Raw genomic sequence first — 24570 nt, 5'->3', positions numbered from 1 at the left:
CTCCACTGCCTTCCCGCCCGGCCGGGGCCGACCGCGCTCCCCGGCGGGCGCGTGCCCGCCGTCGTCCGGCGGAGTTCCGCCCTGTCCCCACGGTCTCCCGCCACCGTCCGCCCGGCGGTGGGACCCGTGTCCCTGCCGGGCCGTGCCCGCTGCCGCCGGCCGCCTTCCGGCCGACCGGTCGGCGACTTGCCGACGAACCGTTGGCCTCATGTTAGCGATCCGTTGGTGCGTCCTGATGTGATCATTCCATCGGATCCGGCCTCACGGCGCGCGCGTATGTCGCGTAACTCGGGGGAGTGTCGCCGCAGGTTGGGTCCGGGGACGTGCAGGGCCCCGGCCGGCGGAGGTGAACGACCGGGGCCCCGTCCCGTCCGCCGTTCCTCCCGCGGCCGCCGGCCCGCTTCCCGCGCCGCCCGGTCTTGCCGCCCGGTCCCGCCGCCCGGCTAGATGACCGGCGGCCGCCCCAGCCGGGTGAGCAGCCACACGGTGCGCCAGCGCATCGGCCGGCGCTCACCGGCCGGCTCCCGCAGCCCCTCCACGAACCCGCCGAACCAAGCCCTGAGGCCCGCTGCCGACCGGGCGCGGGCGAGGGTGAGGAGGGTCCACACGCCGAGGTGCACGGGGACGAGCGGGAGCGGCAGCCGGCGGCGGACGAGCCAGACACGGTTGCGGGCGTTGACGCGGTGGTAGACGGCGTGCCGGGCCGGCGAGGTCCTGGGGTGGCGCAGGAGCAGCTCGGGGGCGTACAGGATCTTCCAGCCGGCGTCGGCGGCGCGCCAGGCGAGGTCGGTCTCCTCGTGCGCGAAGAAGAACTCGGCGGGCCAGTCCCCGGTCTCGGCGAGCATCGCCATGCGCAGGGCGTGCCCGCCGCCGAGGAACCCGGTGACGTAACCGCCGCGCATCGGGTCGGACGCCCCCACCCGGGGCACGTGCCGCTGCTGGGTCTCGCCGTGCTCGTCGGCGATGCGGAAGCCGACGATGCCGAGGCGGGGGTCGGCGGCGTACAGGTCCCGCACGCGGCGCAGGACGTCGGGGCCGACGAGGAGTCCGTCGTCGTCGAGCTCCACGACGACGTCGACGTCCCCGAACTCGCGCAGCCGGCCGAGGGCGACGTTCCGGCCGCCCGGGCAGCCGAGGTTCTCCTCGACGTCGATGGTGGTGACCTTGCCGGGCAGGGAGAGCCGGCGGGCGAACTCGGGCAGCCGGCAGCCGTTGCCGACGATGACGATGCGCGCGGGAGCGAGGTCCTGCGCGGCCACGGACTCCAGCAGGGCGTCGACCTCGGCCGGGCGGTTGCCCATCGTCACCACGGCGACGGCGATCCTCGGCTCCACCACGTCCTCCACCCCGGCCGGCGGCGGCACCGCGCTCCGGCCGCGCGCTGCCCGCCGTTCACCAGGATGTTGCCTCAGGGGTGCGGATCCGCCCGGCGCCGATTCACTTTGCGAGCCCTTTGCCCCGGTTTTGTCGCCGCGTTCCCCGGCCCGCACCGCAGCCGGGATGCGGCCGGTCCGCCGCCCCCGCACGATGGGAAGGGGCCGACCGCCCGGACCGCCGGAGAAGAAGGTGAATGCTGAACGACTCCCGCCGTCGTGGCTCTTCCCCGAGGTCCAGGCCCAAGCGCCGAGGATCATGGGGGGCGAGGTCTTCATCCCGTCGGCCGACGGCGCCCGGACGCCCTGCGAGTGCGGTTTCCTGCGCGGGATCATCGAAGGCACCCTGGCCCCCGTGGTCCTCCTGGACCGCCACCTGCGCTGCCTCTACGTCAACCCCGCCTGGTCCCGGGTGACCGGCGTCCCCGCCGCCGCGTTCCTCGGCAGGACGATCGGCGAGGTGCTGCCGGACGTGCAGGCACCCGACGACGTACTGATCGAGGTCCTCGCCGACGGACGGCCCCGCGACGTCACCCTGGCCGGCACCACCCGCGTCCCCTCACCGGTGGGACGCAGGCTCTGGCGCGCCGTCTTCCACCGGCTGCAGACGGACGGGCACGTCGTCGGCGTGTGCGGGATCGCGGTGGAGATCAGCAACCTGCGCCAGTACCTGGACGACCTGGAGAACGCCCACCAGCGGCTCGCCCTGCTGGACGCCGCGGCCACCCGGGTCGGCACCACCCTAGACGTGGAGGCCACCTGCGCCGAACTGGCCGACTTCCTCGCGCCCTCGCTCGCCGACGTCGCCGCGGTCGGGATCGTCGAGGACACCTTCCTCGGTACGCCGCCGCCGGCTCCCGGGATGCTCCGGCTGCGCAAGATGAAGCTGTCCGGGCCGCCCGAACTCCAGCGGCACCTGGGCGAACTGGGCGGGCCCGGACCCCACGTCGACCTGCCGCGCGGCTCGGCGTTCCGGCGCTGCATCGACAGCGGACGGCCCTGGCTCGGCAACCAGGCCTCCGACGAGCTGTTCCACAAGGTCGTCCTGGACCCCGCCCGCGTACGGATCTTCCGGACCGCCGGGGTCCACTCCGTGCTCATAGTCCCCCTGCCCACGGCCGGCCGCAGTGTCGGCACCGTGATGCTGATGCGGATCGGCCAGTCGCCCCCCTTCAGCAAGGACGACATCCTCACCGCGCAGGGCGTCGCCGCGCGCGCGGCCGTCTCCATCGACAGCGCCCGCCGGTACAGCCACGAGCACACGATGACGCTGGAACTCCAGCGGGCCCTGCTGTCCGAACCCGACCGCCCGCACCCCACGGTCGAGGTGGCCACCCGCTACCTGCCCTCGGGCCGCAGCGCCCTCGTCGGCGGCGACTGGTACGACTCCGTGGCGCTCCCGGACTGCCGGACCCTGCTCGTCATGGGCGACGTGATGGGACACGGCTTCCAGGCGGCGGTGGCCATGAGCCAGTACCGCTCGGTCCTGCGCACCGTGGCCGCCGCCGGACTGCCCGTGGACGCCATGCTCACCGAGGCCGACCGCCGGGCCGCCCGCATCGGCCTCGACCGCGTCGCCACCTGCCTGCTCGTCCTCCTGGACACCGAGGCCGGCACCTGTACGGCGGCCACGGCCGGACACCTGCCGCCCCTGGTGATCCGCCCGAACGGCAGCGCCGGTCTCATGCACCTCCCGGCCGGCCCGCCCCTCGGGACCGAGCTCGGCGACTACGAGATGACGACGTTCGCGTGCGAACCGGGCTCCGTGCTCCTGCTCTACACGGACGGCCTCGTGGAGCAGCGGGGAGTGGACATCGACGACTCGGTGAACGCCCTCACCACGATGGGCCTGTCGGCCGACGACTCGCTGGAGCACCTGCTCGACACCTGCCTGAGCCGGCTGACGAACGGCATGTGCGACGACGACATCGCCCTGCTGGCCGCCCGCCGACGGCCGCCGGCGGACGCCGAGGGTTCCGGGCCGTCCCGCTGATCCGCGCCGGCTACCGCTCCGGCCGCCCCTGCGGCCGCTTCGCCAGCCGGGTGAAGTTGTCCTCGCCGAGGCCGGAGTCGACGAGAGCGCGCAGGCGTTCCTCGACCATGGCCGCCACGGGCAGGCCGGGCGACAGCCGCAGGGCGTTGCGGATGTCCTTGCGGGCCAGCCGTGCGCTGAACTGGCGCGGGTACGACTCGTTCAGCATCTGCCGGCCGAACCGCTCCAGCATGCGGCTCGAACCCGATGACGCCCGCAGCGCCTCCAGAACCGTGTCGGGCTCCAGCCCCAGCTGGTCCGCCAGCTCGAACCCCTCCCCCAGGACCAGCACGTTGCCCAGGTGGATGACCTGGTTGACCAGCTTCATCGCCTGCCCCTGGCCGAGGCCGCCGGTCGGGAAGACACGGCCGCAGAGGCTGTCGACGAGCGCGCGGACGTCCTCGGTGAGGTCCTCGGCGCCGGCCCCGAGATACCCCGTCAACTCCCCGGCGCGGGCAAGCTCCACGCTCCCCGACACGGGGCAGTCGACGTATCCGATCCCGCGCTCGCGCAACAGCTCGGCCGCCTTCGCGGCCGACCGCGGATCGTGCGAGGAGAAGTCCACCACCCAGGCCGCCGTCTCCAGGTCCCGCACCACGTCCAGGACCTCGACGGCCGACGGCAGGCACAGCGCCACGATCGGCAGCTCCCGCACCGTCGCCGAGGGCTCCAGGCCGCCGGCCCGGACGAACTCGGCGACCCGGCCGCGATCAGCGCCCGCGCGCACGGTGTGACCGGCCTCGACGCAGCGGCACGCCATCGGCAGGCCGAAGGCGCCCAGCCCGTACCAGTCGACCGCCGTCATCGCCGCAGCTCTCCGCCGCAGTCCTCGACCGCCGGGAAAGCGTCCGACAGGAACACCGTCTGGGCCATCATGCGCAGTCCGGACATCTTCTCCCGGAACGCCTCGATGGTCTCCTCCGGGTGGATCGTGTCGATCACCGCGTTGTCCCCGAAGGAATTGAACTGGTGCGAGGTGCCGCGCGGGATCTGCATGTCCACGATGGACGCCTCGGGCACCCAGAAGCTGTACCGGTTGCGGGTGCTGTCCGGCATCGGGTCGCACTCCACCTCCAGCTTGAAGGGCGTCACCCCGTCGACGTAGGTGTAGTGGAAGGGGGAGAGCGCGGACACCCGGATCGTGGTGTCCTCCCCCGTGATCAGCCGGACCATCCGCGCACCCGTGTGGTAGTGCATCCGCGAACACGCGCCGCGCTCGCCGACGTTGAAGAGGTCCATGCAGTAACGGCTCGCCGAGTACCCGTCCATGGGTTTGGCCAGCATGTAGACGTGGCCTTCCTCGAAGTACTGGGCGCGTATCACCCCGTCGTCGTCGGGGGTCAGCGCCGCCTCCGCCGCGTGGCCGTTGCGGACGACCTGCGCCAGGGCGCTCACCAGGGCGTTCGCCGCCACCGCCGGCAGCGACGCGACCGGGGTGACGATGCAGGATCCCGCATCCTGGAAGCCGTCGAGGTCGTGCACCTCGTTCTCGTCGTCAGGATTGACCTTCAGCGTTTCGGAAGCCATGAGCTCTCCATTTCCTGCATCGGTGCGAACGGATGAAGTGGCCGCGACGGTGGCCCCGCCCACGAGGGCGCCCGGCCCGCGGGAGTCGCGCACGGGGTGAGGCGCCACGCCCGGCCCGCGGGCGTCGCGCACGGGGTGAGGGCGCCGCTCACAGCGGTTCTCCCTCGACCACGACGGCCGCCTCGACCGCGGCGCGGCGCGCCAGGCACTCCGCCCGGTCCGCGCCGGTGACCACCGCGTAACCCACCCGGGAACGGAAGCCGTTCGGCGGCAGCCGGACCTGCCGGCCCTCGGGCACGATGGTCTCGAACCGCTCCAGGCCGGGGAGCCGGCCGGGGCCGCCGGCCAGGCGCAGCCGCCGGAACGTCATGTCGTGGGGCGGGTAGATCATGTGGACGGCGGCCACCCGGGAGCGGTCGGCCGTGAGCCGCGGTTCCCGCCCGACGGCGACGTCGGCGGTGGCCGCCGACAGGTCGACGCCGGTGGCCAGCAGGCCGAGGTGGGGGATCAGGTCCCCGCCGAGCCGGACGTTGATCTCGATGATGCGCGGACCGCGGCCGGTCAGCCGGAACTCGGTGTGCGTGGCCAGGTCGTCCAGGCCGGCCGCCCGGTGCGCCTCGCACACCAGGCGCAGGGCCTCGTCCAGGCCCGGGTGCGGCGCGGCCGGCACGACGTGCCCGACCTCCTCGAAGTACGGCGCGAGTCCGAGGACCTTCTCGGCCACGAACAGCGGGTGGGTGACGCCCCGCCAGGTGAGGCAGTCGACGCTGTACTCGGGCCCGTCCAGGTACTCCTCGATGAGGACACCGGCCGGTCCGTCGATCTCGCTGTACCGGGCCCGGGTGCCGGCCGTCATGGCGTACCCGGCGAGGAGTTGGTCCTTGTCGCCCGCTCGTACGACGCCGATGCTCCCGCCGAGGTCACGGGGTTTGAGCACCACCGGGTAGCCGATGTCCTCGGCGGCGGCGAGGGCCTCCCGCTCGTCGGTCGCGACCGCGAACCGCACCGGTCCGAGGCCGGCCGCGTCCAGGCAGGCCCGCAGCGCCGCCTTGTCCTTGCAGCGCCGTACGGCCTCGGGCGCGGCCTGGGGCAGGCCCAGTCCGGCGGCCAGGTCCGCCACCATCTCGACCAGCGCGTCGTCGTAGGTGAGGAGCCCGTCGGGTGCCTCGGCGCGCGCGATCCGGGAGACGGCGACCGGGTCCCGGAGGTCGGCCCGGTGGAACCGGCTGACGTACGGCTGCTGCCAGGACGGCTCCCGGTCGTCGACGAGGATCAGGTCCACGACCTCGCTCATGCCGGCCAGGATGTACTCGCGGAACGGCCGTCCGGTGCTGGCGACCATCATCAGGCGTTTCCTGGTCATGCGTGTGTCTCGCTCTCCGTCTGCACGCGGCCGTCCCGGCGCAGGGTCCAGGTCGAGTGGTCGCCGGTGTCGGTGACGTCGACGCCCATCCGGGACAGCCGCGAGCGGATCGCGTCGGCCTGTTCCCAGTCCCGGCGGGCGCGTGCGGCGGTGCGGTCGGCGATCAGTCGGTCGATGAGGTGCCGCTGCCCGCGGGACGGCTCCCCGGTGAGGGTCCGGTGGGCGAGCTGTCCGGGGTCGAGCGTGGTCAGGCGCAGTCCGAGGAGGGCGTCGGCCGCCGCGAGGAGGACGCGCAGGCCGTCGTCGGTGACGTCCGGGGAGCGGACGGCCTGCTGGAGCCGGGCCAGGACCTGCGCGGTGTTCAGGTCCGCGCAGATCGCGGTGTCCATGGCGTCCAGGAGCCGGTGGGCGGCGGTGTCGTCCGGGGGCAGCAGCCGCTTGGCGTCCGGATAGGTCTCGACGTGCGGGTAGGGGGCGGGGGGACGGCGCCGGGTCAGCAGCCGGCGCAGTGCGGCCTGGGCGGCGACCACGCCGTCGTGGGTGTAGGCCAGGTCCCGGTGGTAGTGGCCGCGCAGCAGGAACAGGCGGAACGCCATGGGGTGGAGCCCGGCGTCCGCCAGGTCGCCCAGCAGCGGGGCGCTGTTCCTGACCATCGGCTGGTGGGCCGAGGTCAGCGCGCCGTGGTGCAGCCAGTGCCGCACCCAGGGGCGCCGGTCGGCGAGGTACGCCTCGCTCTGCGCGATCTCGTTGACGTGGTGCAGGGAGCGGTGGTGGCGGCCACCGGTGTGGATGTCGGGGTGCGCCCCCAGCAGTGCCATGCTCGCGGCGGTGCAGGGCAGGTGGCTGCCCGGCAGGCCGCGGCCCCACGGGGACTCCCACCCCGTCCCGGTGCCGCTTCCCGGCTCGCTGTCGGGGCCGGTGAGCCGCCACAGGGCGAAGTCGTTCTTGTTGCGCCGGCCCGGGATGCTCTCCGCCCTGGCGCCGTCGCGCTGGCCGTCCGCGTCCAGGCCGGCGAGCTGCCCGTACCCCGGTGAGCGGGAGGTGTCGAAGTACAGCCCCGAGGCGAGCCGGTAGGCGAAGCCGCGGCGCTCCAGCTCGGCCGCTATGCCGACCATGTCGTCGACGTGCTCCGAGGCCCGCGGGCGGTGTGTGGCGGGCAGGACGTTCAGGTCCGCCAGGTGGCCGCGGAACTCCTTGATGTGGAACTCCGGGTCGGTGTCCCGCGGCACGCTGGCCCGGACCACGTCGGTGGTCATCATGGCGTGGCGGACGGAGTGCCCCTTCCAGCGCAGCGCCCGCCGGAGCAGGTCGACGCAGACGGAGCCGCGCAGGATGCCCAGGTGCGCGGAGGCGAAGGCGACCGGCCCGCAGCTGTACACGCGGACCTCCTCCGCGTCCGGCCCGGACGGCGCGAACGCCTCCGGCCGGCGGCTCAGCGAGTTGTACAGGCGGAGCTCCGCGCCGGTGTTCACGGCCGCTCCCCCCGGCCCGTGTCGATCTCGTCGGCGAGCCGCCGCCGGATGATCTTGCCGGTGCTCGTCCGGGGGATCCGGTCGGCGAAGACGATCCGCCGGGGCAGGGCGTTCGCCGAGAAGGCGGCCTTCAGGTGCTGGAAGACCTCGTCCTGGCCCCGCTGCGGTGACACCACGACCGCGACGACGGCCTCCCCGTCCACGGCGTCGGCGACGGCGACGCAGGCGGCGTCCCGCACGCCGTCGAGCCGCACCAGGACGCGCTCCATCTCCTCCAGGGAGACCGCCTCCCCCCGCACCTTCGCCATGTTCTTGGTGCGGCCGGTGATGACCAGCAGGTTGCCGGGGCTCTCGGCGGACTCCACCTCGTAGCCGAGGTCACCGGAGTGGAACCATCCGCCCCGGAACGCCTCCTCGGTGGCCTCGGGGTTCCCCGCGTACCGGGACATGACGTTGTACCCGCGCATCCGGATCTCGCCGACCTCGCCGGGCCGCGCCCGCTCCCCCGATTCGGTGAACACCGCGACCTCGTTGCCGTACACGGCGGTGCCGATGGAGGGGATGTCCGTGTCGAGCATGAGCCGCCGGTACTCGTCCTCCGAGAGGCCGATCGGCAGGGTGGTGGAGAAGTTGGTCGTCTCGGTCAGCCCGTAGCCCTGGACGATCCGGACGCCGAAGGTCCGCCGCACCCCGGCGCTCGTCGTCGCCGACAGCGGTGCGGCGGCGGTCAGGAAGTACTCGAAGCCGGCGGGGAACCGCGGCTCGCGCCAGGTGTGCAGCAGCGAGTCGAGGACGCTGGGCACCGTGCTGGCGATCCGCGGGCGGTACCGCTCGACCAGCTCGGGGTACTGGAAGGGGCTGAACGCACCGGCCAGCACCGTGTGGGCGCCCGAGAAGAGCGGGGAGAACAGGGTGGTGTGCACGCCGTTCGCGTGGTGGATCGGCAGGAAGCCCAGGATGCGCTCGCCGGGCCGGACGCGGTGGTGGCGGCGGAACGCCTCGGCGTTCGCGGCGGCGTTGCCGTGGGTCTGCGCCACGATCTTGGACGCCGCCGTGGACCCGGAGGTGCCGAAGAGCAGCGCGTCGGCGCCCGGCCGTACGTCGGTGAGGCCGTGCCCGCCGGACTCGTCGGGGCCGTCCGGCAGCGTGGACGGGTCCGGCACCGTGACGGCGCCCGGCAGCGGATCCCGCTCGCGCAGGACCGCCGGCGTGTACAGCACCCGCACCGCCGACTGGCTGTCGCTCTGCTGCAGCGCCCGCTCGGCCGGGTCGCCGGGGTTGAGCAGCAGGCAGGCCGCGCCGGCGCGCACGATGCCGAAGAGGGCGGCGATGGAGACCGGTTCGTTGAGCGGCATGAGCGCCACCACGTCGCCCGGGGTGATCGCCAGCTCGTGCCGCAGCCACCGGGCCAGCCGGGCGCTCCACAGGTCGAGCAGCCCGAAGGTCAGGACGGTTTCGGTGCCGTCGGCGGCGACCGCGGTCAGATAGGGCGCGTCGGGCATGTCACGGGCGCGGGCCGCCAGCGCCGCCGGCACGGTGGGGTGGCGGCCGGCGAACCGGTCCGGGGGCAGGCCCAGGTAGGTGTGGACGGCCGTGTGGTCCCGCTCGGCGCCGGTCATGCGCCGCCCCCGTCCCGGGGCCCGGCCGAGCCGTCCTCGGTGAGGCCGCTGACGGCGGAGGCCACCGTGCGCACGGACACGAACGTGTCCTGCGTGATCAGGCCGGAGGGAAAGCGGACGCCGAAGGTCCGCTCGATGTCCACGATCAGTGCGGCGATTGACAGCGAGTCCACACCGCGGTCCTTCAGCGGGGTGTCGAGGTCCGCGCCCTCCCCCGCGGCTCCCGCCTTGAGGTGCCGGACGACCAGCTCCTCGACCGTCCGCGTCACGTCGTTCATCCGCGCGCTGCCTTCCTTGCTCGGGTTGCCTGTCTGGGTCTGGGTACAGGGGGGCGGCGGCCGCCGGGCATGGTCACGGCGGCGCCCGCCCCCCGTTCGACTACGGATACGACGCGGTCGAACGAGCGGTGCTCCGCAGGCGCTCCTGCCGGTCCGCCAGCCGCTCCAGGGCCGTGGACAGCTCCTCCCAGCGGCGGGCGGTGGTGATCCGCACGGTGCCGCCGGACAGGCCGAAGGTCAGCAGGCCGGGGAAGACGGAGACGCCCGTCTCCCGGAGCAGGTCCCGGAAGCAGAGGTAGGAGTCGGCGTGGTCGTCGAAGGTCAGTGCCAGGTTGATGGAGTACGCGGCGGGCATGACGGAGACGCCCGGCAGATCGAGGCCGCCGGTCACCGCGTCGCGCAGGGCCAGCAGGGCGTCCTGCCGCAGCAGCCGGTCGGAGCGGTAGGCGCGGTAGGCCGCGGCCAGGGCACGCGGCTGGACGCCGTAACCCGGCTCGAACTCCCCGCACTGCTCCGGGCCCGGCTCCTCGACGCCCGTGACGACCCACCGCTCCATCCGCGCCAGCACCTCGACGAGGGTGTAGAAGAAGGAGGGCGGTCCGCCGAAGGTCGTCGACGCGTACTCGTAGTACTCGTCGACGAAGGTGCGGTCGGCGATGATCCAGCCGACCTTGAGGCCGGGGGCGGACCAGTTCTTCGACAGGCTGTTCACCCGGATGACGTTGGGTGCCGCGCGCAGCTTGGACAGGGCGACCGGCCGGCCCAGCCACTCGTGGCACTCGTCCAGCACGATGGCCGTGTTCGGGGACGCCGCCTGGATCAGTTCGTCGAGCCCCTCCTCGGAGACCAGGGCGCCGGTCGGGTTCGCCGCGGTCTGCAGCAGCACCAGCGGGGTGTCCGGACGGAGCTGGTCGATCAGCGGGCGCAGCGACGTCGTGCCGTCCCGGGCCGGCAGCGGCACCAGCCGGACGTCGGCGCGCCGGGCCACGGACTCCACGAGCGGCGGGTAGTTGGGGATGGCGCACAGCGCGGGCGCGCCGCCGGTGCCGCCGAGCAGGAGGAAGTCGGCGAGGCTGCTGATGGCGAAGGTCGCGCCCATCGTCAGCGCGATGTTCTCCGCGCCGTACGCGGCAAAGCCCAGCCGGGCCGACTCGTACCCGGCGACCGCCTCGCGCGACGCCTCCCGGCCGCGGGAGTCGGAGTAGCCGTACCAGTCCCGGGTCAGCGCGTAGGAGACGCACTCCTTGAGGACCCCGGGCAGCCCCCAGGCCTCCTCGTCCACGGAGCCGCCGGAGAGGATCACATCGGCGGAGGAGCGCAGATCGCCGTAGAGGTCGTCGCGGAAGTAGTAGTTGAACATCTCCTTGACGAAGCGGACCGTGGCCCGCGACGTCAGGATCTCCTCGGTGCCGAACGGGCGGCGCACCGCCGACCGCCGCCATAGCTCGGCGAGTTCGGGCCGGGTGCCGTGCCGGCCGAGTTCGGCCTCCATCCGGCCCAGGTACAGGTCGCGCAGTTCCATGGGGTCCGCCGGATCGGCGGCCCGCCGGAAGAGCTCGGCCAGCCGGTCGTCCGGGGAGGGGTCCAGCAAGCGCCCCGCTGACGGCGGGACGGCGCTCGCCCGGCGGGCGACCTCCTCGGGCACCGCGAGAGGTGCGCTGGTCACCAGGGAGGAGAACAGCACCGGTTGTGTGGTCATCGGTCCCCCGTGTGCCGTGGCGTCCTGATCCGCAGCCGCTTCAAGTGGCGCCGGGACTTGGGCAGATGGGCCGCTCCGGACGTGCGGCCGTGGAAGAAGTACGTGTTGTCGATGGCGGCGAACGTGCCCCGCGCCCAGTGGACGGCCCCGGCCGGATCCGGCGCGTACATGGCCGCGAGCAGCGCGCGGAAGGCGTCGTTCACATCGGACGCGGAGGCCCCGCGGGCGTCGCTCGTCCAGTGCAGCTCCGCGGTACCGAAGTCGCGGAAGGAGAAGACGGGCCTGCCGTCGACCTCGCGCAGCACGGTGGGTACGGACCGGTGGCCGCGGTAGCGGGTGGCGCGCAGGATGTCGCGCTGCGCCGGGGTCAGCGCCTCGTGCACGTCGGCCATCGGCACCAGGACGGTCTGCGCCGGGACGAGTTCCCGGCCGTCCGCGGTGACGGCGGGCTTCCCGGGGTCGCAGCACATCAGCGCGATGTACCGGGGCTGCCCGGCGACGGGGCGCCCGCTGCCCTCCGAGTGCAGGGTCAGCGCCCCGGTCGCGAAGGGCTGCAGCGCCACGTCGTCGGTCTCCGGGTGCACGCTGACCAGGTTGAGCAGGACCTCCTGGGAGACATGGGCCTGGACCGCCGGGTCCGTCTCCGGTATCAGCTCCCCCAGGGCCGCGCCCAGGGCGATGAAGTCGTCGTCCGCGAGGAGGGTGTCGAGGGCGCCGAGGAAGAGGCCGTCCGCGTCCAGGCGGCGGGCGGTCTCGGCGGCCAGTTCACCCGCCGGCACCGCCGGCACCGCCGCGCGCACCGCGGGCAGCCGCCGGCCGCCTGCCAGCAGCGAGCCGCGCAGGGCGACATGGGGATCCGAGTCGCGTTCGACGAAGGTGCCGTGCACCATCACTCGTCCCCGCCGGTCACCGGCGCCTGGCCGGAGACCGGGACCGTCCGCGGGCGACTACACACGTAATCGAAGAATTCCCTGTCATTCAGGGAGTCGGAACGAGTCACAAGAAAGCCTCCGCGGCCTCGAAAACGAATCGCCTCTGACTGGACCGGCCAGAAAGCGTAAGTGCCCTTTCCGGCAGTGACAACGGCGGCCGCGCGTTCGCTCGAACGCCTGAAAGCAACGGCTGTGGACTCAAACGCGACACGTGGCATACCGTCTGCCACCGAGATCCGCGGGCCGGACCTTTGGGAAGAGTTGGAGGCCATGCACACAGCGACCGTCGACCACGCCGACCCCCCTGCGCCGGCCGAGCTCGCCAGGTCCCTGGAGGTGACCGGTTGCGGCGTCCTCGCCGGCCACCCCCCGGCCCGGACGGGCCTGGTCGAACAGATCCGCCGGGAACGGGCGGGATTCCTCGCCTGCGCCACCGAGTGGAAGTACCGGAACTCCGGAGGCCGGAAGGGATTCTTTCCACTGCCGGCGGACAGCGGCCCAGACGCCCCGGAACTCGACCGCAAGGAATTCGCCCAGATCCCGCGCGGCGGAAAATACCCGGAAGAGGTGCCGGATTCCGCGCCGCGGTACTCCGAGGAGGCCGGGCGCCTCGCGGCCACCGTTCCCGGCCGGCTCGGCGACCGGGCGGCCGGCACTTCGCCGCACGGCGGCCACGCGCCCGTACGGGCCTAACCCGCGGCGCGGAGGGCGGGGATCACATGGGTCGCGAACAGCTCGATGGTCCGCCAGTCCAGGGGCGGCCGGGAGCCCAGCAGGAAGTCCCGCACCCCGAGTTCGAGGTAGGGCTTCAGCCGCTCCACGCACTCTTCGGGGGTGCCGAAGACCAGATACTCCGACCACAGCGGCGAGTCCGGCGGCAGGATCCGGGCCACGGCCTCCCGCCGCTCCTCCACCTGCCGCCGGTCCTCGCCGAGGATGGCCCGGAAGGTCATCGACTGCCGGATCTCGCCCGGGTCCCGGCCGACGGCGGCGGCATGGCCGGCCAGCGCACCGACCCTGCGCCGGTAGACCTCCGGCTCGGCCACGAGCGTGTTCCAGATGTCGGCGTGCTCGGCGACGATGCGCAGCATCCGTCGCTCGCCTTCACCGCCTATCACCAGGGGAAGCCGCCGCTGCACCGGTTTGGGCTCCAGGTGCGCGGCGGTGAGCCGGAAGTACTTCCCCTCGAAGTCCGTCCTCTCCTCGTCCCACAGTCCGCGCATGACCCGGCACGCTTCGTCCAGCATGTCCAGCCGCTGTCCGGCGGGCGGGAAGGGGATTCCGTACTGCTCGTAGCCGAGGTCGTCACCGGCTGCGCCGACGCCGAACTCCACCCGGCCGCCGGAGACGTGGTCGATGGTGGTGGCGGCGGCCGCGGCCACCGCGGGGTGCCGCCAGGTGACCGCTGAGACGAGCATGGCGCAGCGGATGCGGCTGGTGCGCGCGGCGAGCGCGGACAGCAGTGTGGTGCCCTCGAAACAGGGTCCGCCGGGGCCGCCTATGGGCGGCCGGAAATGGTCGAAACAGGAGATCCAGTCGTACCCCGCCTCCTCGGTCCGCTGCCACAGGTCGACCATTTCAGAAAAGGACGTGTACTGCTGCCCGGAATGAATTCCGAACCGTATCGCGTCACCGTATATGCGCATGAGCCGAGCGCTCCCGAGGGTCTCGCCGAAACCGTGTGCGGCCATATTTTCCGTGGAGGGAACCGTGAAAATCCAGCGACAGCCCGTCGGACGGACGAACACCCCGCAGGGAACCGGCCTGCCAGTCGAGGCGTACACACTCGACAACGGCGACGGTCTGGCGGTCACCGTCTGGACCTACGGGGCCACCCTGGTCGAGGTCCGCACGCCGGACCGGGACAACCGCACCGACAACGTGGTCGTGCGACTGCCCGGACTGGCCGACTACGAGGACCGCGGCCGCAACCCGTACGTCGGGTCGACGGTGGGCCGGTACTGCCGCTGCGTCCGGGACGGCCGGCTGGTCCTCGACGGCGTGCCGCACCAGCTCACCCGCAACGAGGGGCCGCACCACATCCACGGCGGCGACGAGGGGTTCGACCGCAGGGTGTGGGCGGCCGAGGCCGGCCGGGACGGCGACGAGCTGGTGCTGCGGCTGCGGCTGGACAGCCCCGACGGCGACCAGGGCTATCCCGGCGCGGTCACGGCCGAGACGGTCTACCGCGTCGGCCGTGAGGCCCAGCTGGCCATCGAGTTCCGGGGTACGACGACGGCGCCGACGGTCTTCGGGCTCACCAACCACGCCTTCTGGAACCTGGCCGGGCACGGCACCGTCGACGGGCACCGGCTGGCCGTCAACTCCAGCAGCAGCGTGCTCTTCGACGACGAGCAGATGCCGCGCACCGGACCACCCGCGGACATCCGGGGCACCCGCCTGGACTACCAGAGCCCGCGCACCCTCGGGGACGAGCAGCTCGACAACTTCTTCGTGCTGGACGACCCCTGGCTGTGGGCCGCGCAGCTGCACGATCCGGTCAGCGGCAGGCTGCTGGAGATCCGCACCGAGGGCCCGGGGATGGGCGTGTACTCCGGTGACAAGATGCTCACCCCACGGGCCGGCCTGGCCCTGGAACCGGGCTGCTTCCCGGACGCGCCGAACCGGCCGGACTACCCGTCGGTGCGCCTGGACCCGGGCGAAACCCGCACCGAGACCACCCTCTACCGCTTCTCCGTCGCCCCCTGAAGCCGGTCAGCCGCTCAGCCGCTCAACCTCTCAGCCGACCACCCGGACGCCGGCGTCGTCGACCACGATCGCCTGGCCGTCCCGCAGCGCCAGGAAGGGCTCGTGGTGGTCGATGTAGTACTGGACGGTGTGCTCGATCTCCTCGGTCTCGGGGTGGTCGGAGCGGTAGTGCGGCGCGACGGCGAAGGGCAGCAGGCCGAGCCCGTCCCACAGCGGCGGGCCCGCGGGGTAGCCCGCGGGAACGTGGTCGGGGTCGTCCACGTGGCCGGCGATGCCGCGCAGGGTGGTGCCGGCGACGGCCGCGGCGGCGCTGTAGCCGCCGAGGACCAGGGTGTCGTCGGCCAGGAACTCCTGCAGCAGCCGGTCCGCGCCGCTGTGCAGCAGGGCACGGCGCAGGACGAACGTGTTCCCGCCGCGCACATACACCAGATCGAAGCTTTCCAGGGTTTTCCGGAGCGAGCGTCCGTCCGTGAAAAAGTCACGGAGGTCGAGTTCCTCCGGAGCCAGGCCCACCGATTTCAGTTCGGTGAGCTCCCGCTCCGTGGAAGCGGCCCTGGTGTCCGCATCCTGGAAATCGTACGCATTCATCACAAGAGCCGTGCGCGTGCGCCCGTCGAGCAGGCGCTGCAACTCGTCGGGCCGATTCCCGATGCGAAACGAAGAAAGATAAAGGCGCATAACACTCAGTATACGAGGTGATCCGTTGAGTCAGGATGGAAAACAGGGGACGGGCGGTGGCCGGCCGGCCCGGCCGCGCAAGGTGTGCCTCGGCGTCGTCCACCTGGATCCGCTGCCCGGCACCCCCTTCCACGAGGCCGGTTCCTTCGCGCGGATCCTGGACGACGCGGTGGCGTCCGTACGGGCGCTGTACGAGGGCGGCGCGCACGGCGCCCTCCTCCAGACCGTCGACCGCGTCTACAGCACCCGCGACGAGTCCGACCCGGCCCGGATCACGGCGATGGCCCTGATCGCCCGGGCGGCCCGGGAGGCCACCGGCGGCGGCTTCCGGATCGGGGTGCAGCTCATGCGGCACGCCACGAAGGCCTCGCTCGCGGTGGCGAAGGTCTGCGGGGGCGACTTCGTGCGGGCGACCGCGATCGTCGGCGCCACGGTCAGCACCCACGGCCTGGTGCAGGCGGACCCGCTCGACGTGATGGAGTACCGGCGGAAGATCGACGCGTGGGACGTCCAGATCATCGCCGACGTGGACTCCATGCACTTCCAGTGGCTCGGCGGCGGCGTCCCGACGGAGTCGATAGCCCGCCAGGCCGCGTTCGTCGGCGCGGACGCGGTCTGCCTGGGCGGCAAGGACGAGCAGCGGACCGTGGAGACCATCGCGGCGGTCCGGCGGACCGCACCCGACGTGCCGGTCTTCCTCGCGGGCCACACCGACCACGAGAACGCCGCGCGGCTCATGGCCCACGCCGACGGGGCGTTCGTGAGCACCTGCCTCAACGGCTGGAAGGGCCGGATCGAGGTGGAGAAGGTCGCCGCCTACATGGACGTACTGCGCTCGCTGGAGGACACCGAGTGACCACACGCCAGGGTTACACGACCGAGGAGATGCGGCGCCAGGCCCGCGCCCTCGCCGAGGAGTTGGCACAGGTGGTCGACCACCTCGCCGCGACGACCGCGGACGGGGCGCTCGGCTCGGCGGCCCGCGGGGCACGCCGGGTGGTGCTCATCGGCAACGGGGACTCCTACCACGCGGTCCGCGCCGCCGAGCCGGCCTTCGCGAGCTTCTCCGGCCTGGCCTGCGCGCCGCTGAACGCCCAGCGGTTCCTCGACTACGGCGGGGTCGGACCCGGCGGCGACGGGCGGGACACCCTGGTCGTCGGGGTCTCCGCGTCCGGCGGCAGCAGGGCCGTGGCCCGTGCCCTGGAGGAGGCCGCGCACCGGGGGTCGCCGACCGTCGCGGTGACCGTGGCGGAGGGCGGCCCGGTGACTCGGGCGGCGGACGTCGGGGTGATCGCCCCGACCGGCCCGAGGCAGCCGTCCCCGGGCATCCTCACCTACCAGGCCTGTCTGACCGCGCTCTTCGTCATCGCCGTCCGCCTCGGTGCCGCACGGCAGCCCGCGAAGCCGCTCCTGGACGAGCTGCGCGCCGCCGCCGGCGCCGTGGCGGCGACGGCCGGCGCGCTGGAGGAGCCGTGCCGGGAGCTGGCCCAGGAGGTGGCCGCGGATCCCGGTGTGCTGATGGTGACGGGTACCGGGCCGCAGGCGGGCACCGCCAAATACGCGGCGGCGAAGGTGGTGGAGGCGTCCGGGCTGCCCGCGTTCGCCCAGGACCTGGAGGAGTGGTGGCACGTGGAGCGCTTCGCGCTCACCGGTGACAGCCCGCTGCTCGTCCTGGCCCCGCCCGGCCGCAGCCACGCCCGCGCCGTCGACCTGGTGGTGCGCGGCACGGAGATCGGGCGGCGGGTCGTGGCGGTCGCCCGGCACGACGACCTCGCGGTGCGCGCCGCGCACCGGGTGCTGCCGACCCACGGCGGGCTGCGCGAGGAGTGGAACCCGCTGGTCGACCACATCTTCGCCGGCCTGTTCGGGGCCGCGCTCGCGGACGCGCTGGGCCGGGTCCCGTTCTCGACCCGCTGAGGCGGCGGACACCCGCTCCAGCGCGTCCGCGCCGCCCGCGGTGTTCGCGCCGTACCGCGGTGCCCGCCCGCGACCGGGGCGGGCACCGCGGTACGGCCGGCTGCTCGGCCACGACCGGAGCGGGCGGCGCGGCCACGCCCGCTACTCGACCTCGACCTCGACCTCGACCGGGTGGGCCTCGGCCAGTTCGGTCCCGGTCTTCAGCAGCTCCTCCTCGCTGTCGGCGCCGTAGATGACCATGACGCAGACGCTGGCGGAGGACTGTCCCAGTGTCACCTCGGCGCCGACGGAGGGACCGATGGAGACGTCGAGGACCCGGTCGTGGGCGAGCAGGTCCTCGCGGGACGGTATCCGGGTCACCCGGCCGGAGCGCGACGGGATGATGTTCAGCATGCCGACGTACCGGAACCGGCTTCTGCGCAACGGCAGTTCGGCGAGGTCGCCGTCGAGCAGCTCGTGCGCGGCTATCTCCCGCTCGTCGACACCGACGCCGGCACCGACCAGCTGCGCCACGGTGAGCCCGCCGAGACGGCTGGCCATCTCGGAGAACACCAGCCGGCCCGTGCCGTGTTCGCGGAAGAACTCCAGGTGGGTCGGGCCCCGCGTCAGGCCGAGCTGTTCGTTGAGCCGCCGGTGCAGTTCACGGACCTCGGCGTACAGGCCGGCGTGGTCGTCCGCGTCGAGCAGCACCGACAGGCCCGGACCGGCGCCCTCGCGCAGGCGCAGCGGCGGCGTGACGTAGCGGCTGACGCAGAAGACCCAGGGTTCGCCGTCCCGCCAGACGGCGTCGACGTGGAACTCCTCGCCGTCGATGTACTCCTCGACCAGCAGCTGCTGGGAACGGAGCTCCGGTGCGTACCGGAAGTCCTTCAGCGCGGCGCGCAGTTCCTCCCGGTCGCGGGCGACCGTCGTCGACACGGTGCCCCAGCCGTTGGCCGGTTTGACGACGGCCGGGTAGCCGACGGCGTCCTCCAGCTCCGCGAGGGCGTCGTCGCCGCCGTCCACGAGGGACGCCGGGTCGGGCACGGACCGGGTGCGGGCGGTGTGCAGTCCCGCCGCACCGGCCTGCCGCTTCATCAGCCGCTTGTCGCGCGTGGCCAGCACCACGGAGGTCGAGGGTTCGTCCACGGAGAGCAGGTGGGCCAGGTAGGCGGCCGCGTACTGGCTGAACTCGTTGGAGGACACCACCTTGTCGATGCCGACGCCCTCGCTGAGGAGGTCCGCGGCGACGGCACTGAGCTCCTCCAGCGCGTCGAAGGAGGAGACGTAGTAGACCTTCCCGAAGCGCGCCAGGGCGTCGGCGCCGAGCCCCTGCGGGGTCCGCTCCTGCACGACGTGGAGGGTGACGTCGTCGCGGTCGAGCAGCGGAGCGGCCCAGTACGGGCTGTACCTCACCAACAGAACGTTCATCGTCATGCCTTCTGTCCCTGTCCGCCGGGGGTCTTCTTCAGCTGGTCCCAGTACGAGTCGAGGAGCGGCCCGAACGCGATGTCCTCGCAGATGGAGCGGGCCGCGTTGATGCCGCTGGCGGCCGCTCCGGTCCACATGAAGTACGGCCCGTCGCCGGATCCGTTGCCCGCGCACCACACGCGAGGGTTCGAGGTCTGGCCGAGGGTCGTGGTGCCGATGCCGCCCCTCTCGTTCAGTTCCAGGCCGAGCTGCGGCACGAAGCGCAGGTTGTGCTTCTTCACCCCGGGGATCAGCAGGGCTCCCGCGGCCACCTCGGCGCCCCCCTTGGTGTACAGCGTCAGCGCTCCGTCCGCGTCCCGGTCGGCCGCGGTGACCTCGTCGACGAGCACGGTCCCGCCGGCCTGGCGCAGCCGGTCGGCCATGGGGGTCCGTGCGGCGTTCTCGTCGGAGACGACGGCGGTCATGGCCGTCGCGTACTGGATGGACATCAGGGCCATGCCGATCGCCTCCAGTCCCCTGCCGACCGACGCGAACGGTTTCCCGTCGTGCTCGTGGGTGTGGCAGAAGGGGCACTCGAAGACGGTCTTGCCCCAGACGCCCTCCGGCAGCCAGGGGGGCATCTCGTCGATCGGACCGGTCGCGAGGAGCAGACGGTCGGCCGTGTACCGGGCACCGCCACGGGTCCCCACGGCCACACCGGTCTCGTCCGCCTCGGCCGTGAGCACCTCGTCCCACACGAACGTGACGCCGTACTCCCGGGCGGTCTCCTCCATCGTGCCGTACAGCTGGGCCGGCGGGACGCCTTCCGCGTACGGCACGTTGTGCACCGCCTCGACGCAGGAGTTGCGCCGGGTCTCCGTCGACACCACCAGCACCCGCAGCTTGGCGCGGGCGAGCATGACCGACGCCGTCAGACCCGCGGCTCCGGCGCCGATCACAACCACATCGTGGGGAGGGGAAGACACGATTCTCCTTCTGTAGCCTGCGCGGGCGATCCGGTACGGCCCGCGGCCCTGTCAACCGTTCCGGAAGGCGGCCGCCTGCATGCGGAACAGGTCCGCGTAGATTCCGCCCAGCGCCATCAGTTCCTCGTGGTCGCCGAGCTCGGCCACCGAGCCGCCCTCGACGACGACGATCAGGTCCGCCATCTGCACGGTGGAGAACCGGTGGGAGACCACCACGGTGACCGTTCCGCAACGCTCGCCGAGGGTCTTGGCCAGCGCCATCTGCCGCCGGTAGACCGCGTACTCGCTGCGCGGGTCCAGGGAGGCGGTCGGCTCGTCGATGACGCACAGCAGCGGTGAGCTCCGCATGTGCGCGCGGCTCAGCGCCACCCGCTGCCACTGGCCGGTCGACAGCTCGGCGCCGTCGAACATGCGGCCGAGCTGGGTGTCCAGACCGTCCGGGAGTCCGGCAACGACCTCCTCCGCGTCCCCGTCGGCGATCGCCCGGGCCAGCCGGTCGGGCCGGCCGGCCGCGGAGAGGTCGCCGATGCCGACCGACTCGCGCACCAGGAACAGGAACCGCGCGAAGTCCTGGAAGTTGGCGGTCGTCCGGGACCACCACCGCTGGGCGGGGATGTCGGCCAGGCGGACGCCGTCGACGAGGACGGCGCCCTCGGTCGGCTCGTAGAACTTGCACAGCAGTTTGACGAGGCTGGTCTTGCCCGCCCCGTGCTCCCCCACGACCGCGACGGTCGACCCGGCCGGCAGGTGCAGGTCGACGCCCTCGAGCACCCGGGTGTCCGTGCCCGGGTACCGGAAGGACACCCCGGACAGCGTGATGCCGTCGGTCAGCCGGTCCGGCACCCGGGCCTCGGCCGCTGCCGTACGGTGCGCCTCCGCGTGGCCCTCCAGCCACAGGAAGGCCTCCAGCGCGCTCATCCCGTCGGTCGTGCGCTGCACGGACCGTACGACGCCCTCGGCCTGGGCTCGCAGCGTGTTGGTCAGGGTGACCAGCAGCAGGACGTCACCGGGCTGCGCCCGCCCGGACGCCACGTCGCGCACGATGAGCAGCAGCGCGGCCGTGTACCCCAGGGAGAAGACCGCCCACCCCGCGATGCCCAGTCCGGCGTTGGCCCACTGCGCCCTGGCCTGGGTGCGGATGATCCGGTCCCACACCTCCCGGCCGTGGCCGCGCAGCAGCGGGCCCGCCCCGGCGATCCGCACCTCCATGTTCGGCGTCGGGTCGGTCAGCAGCGTCTGCACGTGCTCCGCCTGCCGGACGTCCTGCGCGACGGCGACGGCCGCCTCCCGGATCCCGCGCTGCCCCCGGCGCGGCAGCCACAGCGCCGGTACCAGCAGCAGCGCGAGGACGAGCAGGACCGGGGCCGTCAGTGCCAGGATCACGAGCACCACGCACAGCCTGACCAGCATGGTCACACCGTCCAGCAGCACCCACCCGCAGCGGGCGATGACGTCCCCGCTGCCGCGCACCATCGCGATCCGGTCCGCGTACTCGGGGCGTTCGAGGTGCTCGATGCCGTCCAGCCCGGCGATCAGGCCGAGGATGCGCTCGTCCAGGTCGATCCCGATGGCCTCGGCCAGCAGGTTGACGACGTTCAGCCGGGCGGAGGCTCCGACGACGGTCACCGCGTAGCTGAGCGCGGCACCCACCGTGGCGATCAGCGCGTCCCGGAGGTGTTCGTGCAGCGCGCTCTGGATCAGCATGCGCAGGGTCAGCGCGAACGCGCCGGTGGCCAGGACGTCGGCCGCCGCGAGGACGGCGAACGCCAGGACCCAGCCGCGGTGCCGCTGCCAGGAGAGCCCGAACAGCCGGCGCAGCCCCTGTCCGCGGGTCATGGGGAGGTCACCTCACTGGTGCGGTCGGAGGGGCCGGGCCGCGCGTCGTCGGCGGTGAAGCGGGCGGCCTGGAGGCGGAACATGCCGGCGTACTGGCCGCCCCGGGCCATCAGTTCGTCGTGCGTGCCCGTCTCGGTCACCCGGCCGCCGTCGAGCACGGCGATCCGGTCCGCCCTGCGCACGGTGGACAGCCGGTGCGAGATCAGCAGGACGCTCGCCTCCTCGGCGTGGGTCATCACCCGTGAAAAGACGTCGAGTTCGGCCCGGACGTCGAGGTGGGCGGTCGGCTCGTCGAGGACGAGCAGCCGGGCGCCGCAGGCCACGGCGTACAGCGCCCGCGCCAGCGCGACGCGCTGCCACTGCCCGCCGGAGAGGTCGATGCCGTCCGTGTACCCGCGGGCCAGCGGCGTGTCCCAGCCCGAGGGGGCGCGTTCGACCAGGTCGGTGATGCCGGCCTGCCGCGCGATGTCCTCCAGCAGCCGTTCCGGAGCGGGGTGTCCGGGTGCGCCGAGCACCACGTTGTCCCGCAGGGACATCTCGTAGCGCGTGAACTCCTGGAAGACGACGGTGATCCGCCGTCGCCAGGCCGCCGGGTCCATCGTGGCCAGCGGCACCCCGTCGACAGTGACCGCCCCCGCCGTGGGCTGGTACAGCCCGGCCAGCAGTTTGGTCAGCGTGGTCTTCCCGGCACCGTTGACGCCGACCAGGGCCAGCAGTTCGCCGGGCCGGATCTCCAGGTCCAGCCCCTTGAGCACACGGCGCTCCGAGCCGTCGTAGCGGAAGTCCACCGCTTCGAACCGCACCAGCGGCGGGGGACCGGCCGCCTCCCGCGGCACGGGACCGCGTGGTTCCGGCACGGGGACAGGCGTCTCCGGCGCGCGGGCAGGCGGCTCCGACGCGCGGGCGTGTGACGCCGGCGCGGGCGACGCCGGCGCGGGCGACGCCGGCGCGGGCGGCTCCGGCGCGGGCGGCTCCGGCGCGCCGTCCCGTGCCGTGGGCGGGCCGGCGAGTCTGTCGGCGAGCCGGTCGGCCGCGTGCAGCGCCGGCAGACCGGCGAACTCCACGTCGTACGCCTCCGTGTCCCAGCGGCTGACCGCGAGGACGCCCCAGAACGCCCCCAGGTGGACGGCGAGCTGGCCGGGCGTGATCCGTCCGGTCGCCGCCGACCACCCGAGCTGGGCGAGCCCGGCCCCCGTGGCCACGGCGAGCAGCACGAAGTGCCACCGCAGGCGCAGCAGCAGCTCCCGGCGCACCGAGGCCGTTCCGTGCACCCTGTCGCCGGTCACCTCGCGGTACCGGCCGATCGCCCAGTCCGCCAGCCCGAAGACGCGGAGTTCCTTCGCGGCCCACGGAGCCGCGGCGACCTGGGTGAAGTACTCCTCCCGGCGCATGCCGGGCGCCCAGCCGCGTACCACGGCGTGCTGTTTCATCCACTGCCGGCGGGTGGAGGCCCGTACGAACAGCGAGACCGCCAGCATGCCGAGGGCCAGGGGCCAGGAGAAGAACGCGAGCACGCCCGCCGCGGCACAGGCCCCGACCGTCCGGGTCGTGATCGTGAGCTGGCCGGCCGCTCCCGTGCCCACGGTGTAGAACACCCAGCTCGGGAGCCCCTTCATCACTCCGAGGGCGAGATCGTCCTGGACGGCCGGTTCCTCCAGGCGCGCGATGCCGTCGGACCGGGTCGCCAGGTCGCCCAGCCGCAGCCGCTGGTGGGCGTTGACCCGCTGGGCCGCCACGACGCGCAGTGCCGAGTGCAGGAACTCGAACGCCTGTGAGGCGAAGATCAGCGCACCGAGGGCCAGGGTCGCCAAGGTGAGCGCGTGCCCGTCGTCCGGCGCGGACACCAGGCGGGACACCAGGGCTCCCGTCATCAGGCCCGTGGCCGTGGGCAGCAGCGCGAGCGAGAGGTCGACGACGGTCAGTGCCGCGAAGGCCGGCAGGCCCGCCGCCCGGAGCAACCCGGTCAGGCGCCAGAGGTCCCGGAGCCGGGTCACGGCATCCCGAACCGCCTGCGGTCGGCGTCGGTCCATCGCTACGCGGGTATTCCGAGGTCGTTCTGGAGATAGATGCGCCGCACCCCGCCGTGTTCGAGGACGGGACCGTACGTCTTGAATCCGAATCGCTCGATGAGGCGCACCGTGTTCGTGAGATCGGGATTGGTTTCCGCTCGAATGGCTGTCGCCCCGTATTCGAGCGCGACTTCCATCGCCCGGCGCACGCACATCAGGCCGGTCAATTCACCACTGGCCATACGGTCCGGGAGGACGGCCAGACGCTGCATGTGGATCGGCTTGTCCGTGTGGGGGAAGATGTCCGCACCGATGCTGAACGTGGGTGCCCACGTCAGGGTGAACATGCCGGTCGCCGTGCCGTCTTGCCGGAGGAGATGCACGGCTCCGGCGGACACCAGACCCTCGGTGCTTTCCCTGTTGCGCCGCGGCACCGGAGTTCCGTAAGTCGCTGCGACAAAAGCGTCCGACGCGCAGAGCAATTCGTGTACCTCATCGGCCTCGGTGGCGATCGACCACCCATCGGACAACTCAGCGCCGTGCTTTGTCATGCGCCTCAATATGACGCACGGCTCCGGGGCTGTCCATGTTCGCCGGGACCGCGAACGCGGCCGGCGGTGTTCGACCGCGGATGACGCACGGTCGAACTGCCGAACACCCGCCCGGCCGCGGCCGCGTGACGGTCGTCAGGCCGTGTCCGGACCGAGCGGGAGCGGCCGGGCCGACGTACGCGGGACCGACGCGGCCGCCC

At 73.0% G+C, this 24570-nt stretch carries 21 protein-coding genes; 5 read left to right on the top strand and 16 right to left on the bottom strand.

Going from position 1 to position 24570, the window contains the following annotated elements; genetic code table 11:
- Window positions 1-443: 443 nt before the first annotated feature.
- The gene (locus ABZ576_RS17260; RefSeq protein WP_360740963.1) at window positions 444-1337 is read right to left on the bottom strand and encodes a glycosyltransferase; all 894 of its coding nucleotides are present in this window, start codon (window positions 1335-1337) and stop codon (window positions 444-446) included.
- Window positions 1338-1566: 229 nt separating this feature from the next.
- On the opposite strand from ABZ576_RS17260, the gene ABZ576_RS17255 reads away from it, so the two are divergent.
- Window positions 1567-3366 (top strand): SpoIIE family protein phosphatase, encoded by a 1800-nt coding sequence (locus tag ABZ576_RS17255; RefSeq protein ID WP_360740961.1) that lies wholly within the window; start codon window positions 1567-1569, stop codon window positions 3364-3366.
- 10 nt (window positions 3367-3376) lie between these two features.
- Here the strand turns inward: ABZ576_RS17255 and ABZ576_RS17250 are convergent, their stop codons facing one another.
- From ABZ576_RS17250 to ABZ576_RS17215, 8 genes are all read right to left on the bottom strand, one after another.
- The gene (locus ABZ576_RS17250; protein ID WP_360740959.1) at window positions 3377-4210 is read right to left on the bottom strand and encodes an NAD(P)-dependent oxidoreductase; all 834 of its coding nucleotides are present in this window, start codon (window positions 4208-4210) and stop codon (window positions 3377-3379) included.
- On the bottom strand, window positions 4207-4932 hold the full coding sequence (locus tag ABZ576_RS17245; protein WP_360740957.1) for a hypothetical protein: 726 nt from the start codon (window positions 4930-4932) through the stop codon (window positions 4207-4209). Before ABZ576_RS17245 ends, ABZ576_RS17250 begins: the two co-directional genes overlap by 4 nt.
- A 148-nt stretch (window positions 4933-5080) precedes the next feature.
- Complete coding sequence (locus ABZ576_RS17240; protein WP_360740955.1) at window positions 5081-6295, bottom strand: ATP-grasp domain-containing protein; 1215 nt, start codon at window positions 6293-6295, stop codon at window positions 5081-5083.
- Window positions 6292-7767, bottom strand: a complete 1476-nt coding sequence (locus tag ABZ576_RS17235; protein ID WP_360740953.1) for a hypothetical protein — start codon at window positions 7765-7767, stop codon at window positions 6292-6294. Before ABZ576_RS17235 ends, ABZ576_RS17240 begins: the two co-directional genes overlap by 4 nt.
- On the bottom strand, window positions 7764-9386 hold the full coding sequence (locus ABZ576_RS17230) for a class I adenylate-forming enzyme family protein (protein ID WP_360740951.1): 1623 nt from the start codon (window positions 9384-9386) through the stop codon (window positions 7764-7766). The genes ABZ576_RS17235 and ABZ576_RS17230 overlap by 4 nt, the downstream gene beginning before the upstream one ends.
- Window positions 9383-9664, bottom strand: a complete 282-nt coding sequence (locus tag ABZ576_RS17225) for an acyl carrier protein (RefSeq protein WP_360740949.1) — start codon at window positions 9662-9664, stop codon at window positions 9383-9385. The genes ABZ576_RS17230 and ABZ576_RS17225 overlap by 4 nt, the downstream gene beginning before the upstream one ends.
- Before the next feature lie 100 nt (window positions 9665-9764).
- Window positions 9765-11363 carry a pyridoxal phosphate-dependent aminotransferase gene (locus ABZ576_RS17220; RefSeq protein ID WP_360740947.1) on the bottom strand — a complete coding sequence of 533 codons (1599 nt, stop codon included), beginning with the start codon at window positions 11361-11363 and terminating at the stop codon, window positions 9765-9767.
- Window positions 11360-12253, bottom strand: coding sequence for a TauD/TfdA family dioxygenase (locus ABZ576_RS17215; RefSeq protein WP_360740945.1), 894 nt, complete (start codon window positions 12251-12253; stop codon window positions 11360-11362). Before ABZ576_RS17215 ends, ABZ576_RS17220 begins: the two co-directional genes overlap by 4 nt.
- 312 nt (window positions 12254-12565) lie before the next feature.
- Here ABZ576_RS17215 and ABZ576_RS17210 point away from each other — a divergent pair, with 312 nt between their 5' ends.
- Window positions 12566-12988: a hypothetical protein gene (locus ABZ576_RS17210; protein ID WP_360740943.1), complete on the top strand. Its 423-nt coding sequence runs from the start codon at window positions 12566-12568 to the stop codon at window positions 12986-12988.
- Here ABZ576_RS17210 and ABZ576_RS17205 read toward each other — a convergent pair.
- Window positions 12985-13941 carry an LLM class flavin-dependent oxidoreductase gene (locus ABZ576_RS17205; protein ID WP_360740941.1) on the bottom strand — a complete coding sequence of 319 codons (957 nt, stop codon included), beginning with the start codon at window positions 13939-13941 and terminating at the stop codon, window positions 12985-12987. The genes ABZ576_RS17210 and ABZ576_RS17205 overlap by 4 nt on opposite strands.
- Window positions 13942-14005: 64 nt before the next feature.
- On the opposite strand from ABZ576_RS17205, the gene ABZ576_RS17200 reads away from it, so the two are divergent.
- Window positions 14006-15004, top strand: coding sequence for an aldose epimerase family protein (locus ABZ576_RS17200; protein ID WP_360740939.1), 999 nt, complete (start codon window positions 14006-14008; stop codon window positions 15002-15004).
- A 30-nt stretch (window positions 15005-15034) separates the two neighbouring features.
- Here the strand turns inward: ABZ576_RS17200 and ABZ576_RS17195 are convergent, their stop codons facing one another.
- Window positions 15035-15592 carry a Type 1 glutamine amidotransferase-like domain-containing protein gene (locus ABZ576_RS17195; RefSeq protein WP_360740937.1) on the bottom strand — a complete coding sequence of 186 codons (558 nt, stop codon included), beginning with the start codon at window positions 15590-15592 and terminating at the stop codon, window positions 15035-15037.
- 115 nt (window positions 15593-15707) lie between these two features.
- Here ABZ576_RS17195 and ABZ576_RS17190 point away from each other — a divergent pair, with 115 nt between their 5' ends.
- Both ABZ576_RS17190 and ABZ576_RS17185 read left to right on the top strand, forming a co-directional pair.
- A complete protein-coding gene (locus tag ABZ576_RS17190) occupies window positions 15708-16538 on the top strand; it encodes a BtpA/SgcQ family protein (RefSeq protein WP_360740936.1) in 831 nt (276 codons plus the stop codon).
- Window positions 16535-17599: an SIS domain-containing protein gene (locus ABZ576_RS17185; RefSeq protein ID WP_360740934.1), complete on the top strand. Its 1065-nt coding sequence runs from the start codon at window positions 16535-16537 to the stop codon at window positions 17597-17599. Before ABZ576_RS17190 ends, ABZ576_RS17185 begins: the two co-directional genes overlap by 4 nt.
- 141 nt (window positions 17600-17740) lie before the next feature.
- Here ABZ576_RS17185 and ABZ576_RS17180 read toward each other — a convergent pair whose 3' ends face one another.
- Genes ABZ576_RS17180 through ABZ576_RS17160 form a run of 5 tightly spaced genes read right to left on the bottom strand, consistent with a single transcriptional unit; the run spans window position 17741 to window position 24370 of the window.
- Entirely contained in the window at window positions 17741-19015 is a 1275-nt protein-coding gene (locus tag ABZ576_RS17180) for an ATP-grasp domain-containing protein (RefSeq protein WP_360740932.1), read from the bottom strand.
- Complete coding sequence (locus ABZ576_RS17175; protein ID WP_360740930.1) at window positions 19012-19974, bottom strand: NAD(P)/FAD-dependent oxidoreductase; 963 nt, start codon at window positions 19972-19974, stop codon at window positions 19012-19014. The genes ABZ576_RS17180 and ABZ576_RS17175 overlap by 4 nt, the downstream gene beginning before the upstream one ends.
- A 51-nt stretch (window positions 19975-20025) precedes the next feature.
- On the bottom strand, window positions 20026-21810 hold the full coding sequence (locus tag ABZ576_RS17170) for an ABC transporter ATP-binding protein (RefSeq protein WP_360740928.1): 1785 nt from the start codon (window positions 21808-21810) through the stop codon (window positions 20026-20028).
- Window positions 21807-23840, bottom strand: coding sequence for an ABC transporter ATP-binding protein (locus ABZ576_RS17165; RefSeq protein ID WP_360740926.1), 2034 nt, complete (start codon window positions 23838-23840; stop codon window positions 21807-21809). The genes ABZ576_RS17170 and ABZ576_RS17165 overlap by 4 nt, the downstream gene beginning before the upstream one ends.
- 2 nt (window positions 23841-23842) lie before the next feature.
- Window positions 23843-24370: a hypothetical protein gene (locus ABZ576_RS17160; RefSeq protein WP_360740924.1), complete on the bottom strand. Its 528-nt coding sequence runs from the start codon at window positions 24368-24370 to the stop codon at window positions 23843-23845.
- Window positions 24371-24570 lie beyond the last annotated feature (200 nt).

It is taken from the genome of Streptomyces sp. NPDC013455 (genome assembly GCF_040632975.1).
Taxonomy (GTDB): Bacteria; Actinomycetota; Actinomycetes; order Streptomycetales; family Streptomycetaceae; genus Streptomyces.
This window is presented reverse-complemented; position numbering and strand designations above follow the sequence as displayed.

Coding starts and splice junctions, on each gene's coding strand:
- ABZ576_RS17250 (WP_360740959.1), bottom strand. CDS start 4,210: ATGACGGCGGTCGACTGGTACGGGCTGGGCGCCTTCGGCCTGCCGATG.
- ABZ576_RS17245 (WP_360740957.1), bottom strand. CDS start 4,932: ATGGCTTCCGAAACGCTGAAGGTCAATCCTGACGACGAGAACGAGGTG.
- ABZ576_RS17240 (WP_360740955.1), bottom strand. CDS start 6,295: ATGACCAGGAAACGCCTGATGATGGTCGCCAGCACCGGACGGCCGTTC.
- ABZ576_RS17230 (WP_360740951.1), bottom strand. CDS start 9,386: ATGACCGGCGCCGAGCGGGACCACACGGCCGTCCACACCTACCTGGGC.
- ABZ576_RS17225 (WP_360740949.1), bottom strand. CDS start 9,664: ATGAACGACGTGACGCGGACGGTCGAGGAGCTGGTCGTCCGGCACCTC.
- ABZ576_RS17220 (WP_360740947.1), bottom strand. CDS start 11,363: ATGACCACACAACCGGTGCTGTTCTCCTCCCTGGTGACCAGCGCACCT.
- ABZ576_RS17215 (WP_360740945.1), bottom strand. CDS start 12,253: ATGGTGCACGGCACCTTCGTCGAACGCGACTCGGATCCCCATGTCGCC.
- ABZ576_RS17210 (WP_360740943.1), top strand. CDS start 12,566: ATGCACACAGCGACCGTCGACCACGCCGACCCCCCTGCGCCGGCCGAG.
- ABZ576_RS17205 (WP_360740941.1), bottom strand. CDS start 13,941: ATGCGCATATACGGTGACGCGATACGGTTCGGAATTCATTCCGGGCAG.
- ABZ576_RS17195 (WP_360740937.1), bottom strand. CDS start 15,592: ATGAATGCGTACGATTTCCAGGATGCGGACACCAGGGCCGCTTCCACG.
- ABZ576_RS17180 (WP_360740932.1), bottom strand. CDS start 19,015: ATGACGATGAACGTTCTGTTGGTGAGGTACAGCCCGTACTGGGCCGCT.
- ABZ576_RS17170 (WP_360740928.1), bottom strand. CDS start 21,810: ATGACCCGCGGACAGGGGCTGCGCCGGCTGTTCGGGCTCTCCTGGCAG.
- ABZ576_RS17165 (WP_360740926.1), bottom strand. CDS start 23,840: ATGGACCGACGCCGACCGCAGGCGGTTCGGGATGCCGTGACCCGGCTC.
- ABZ576_RS17160 (WP_360740924.1), bottom strand. CDS start 24,370: ATGACAAAGCACGGCGCTGAGTTGTCCGATGGGTGGTCGATCGCCACC.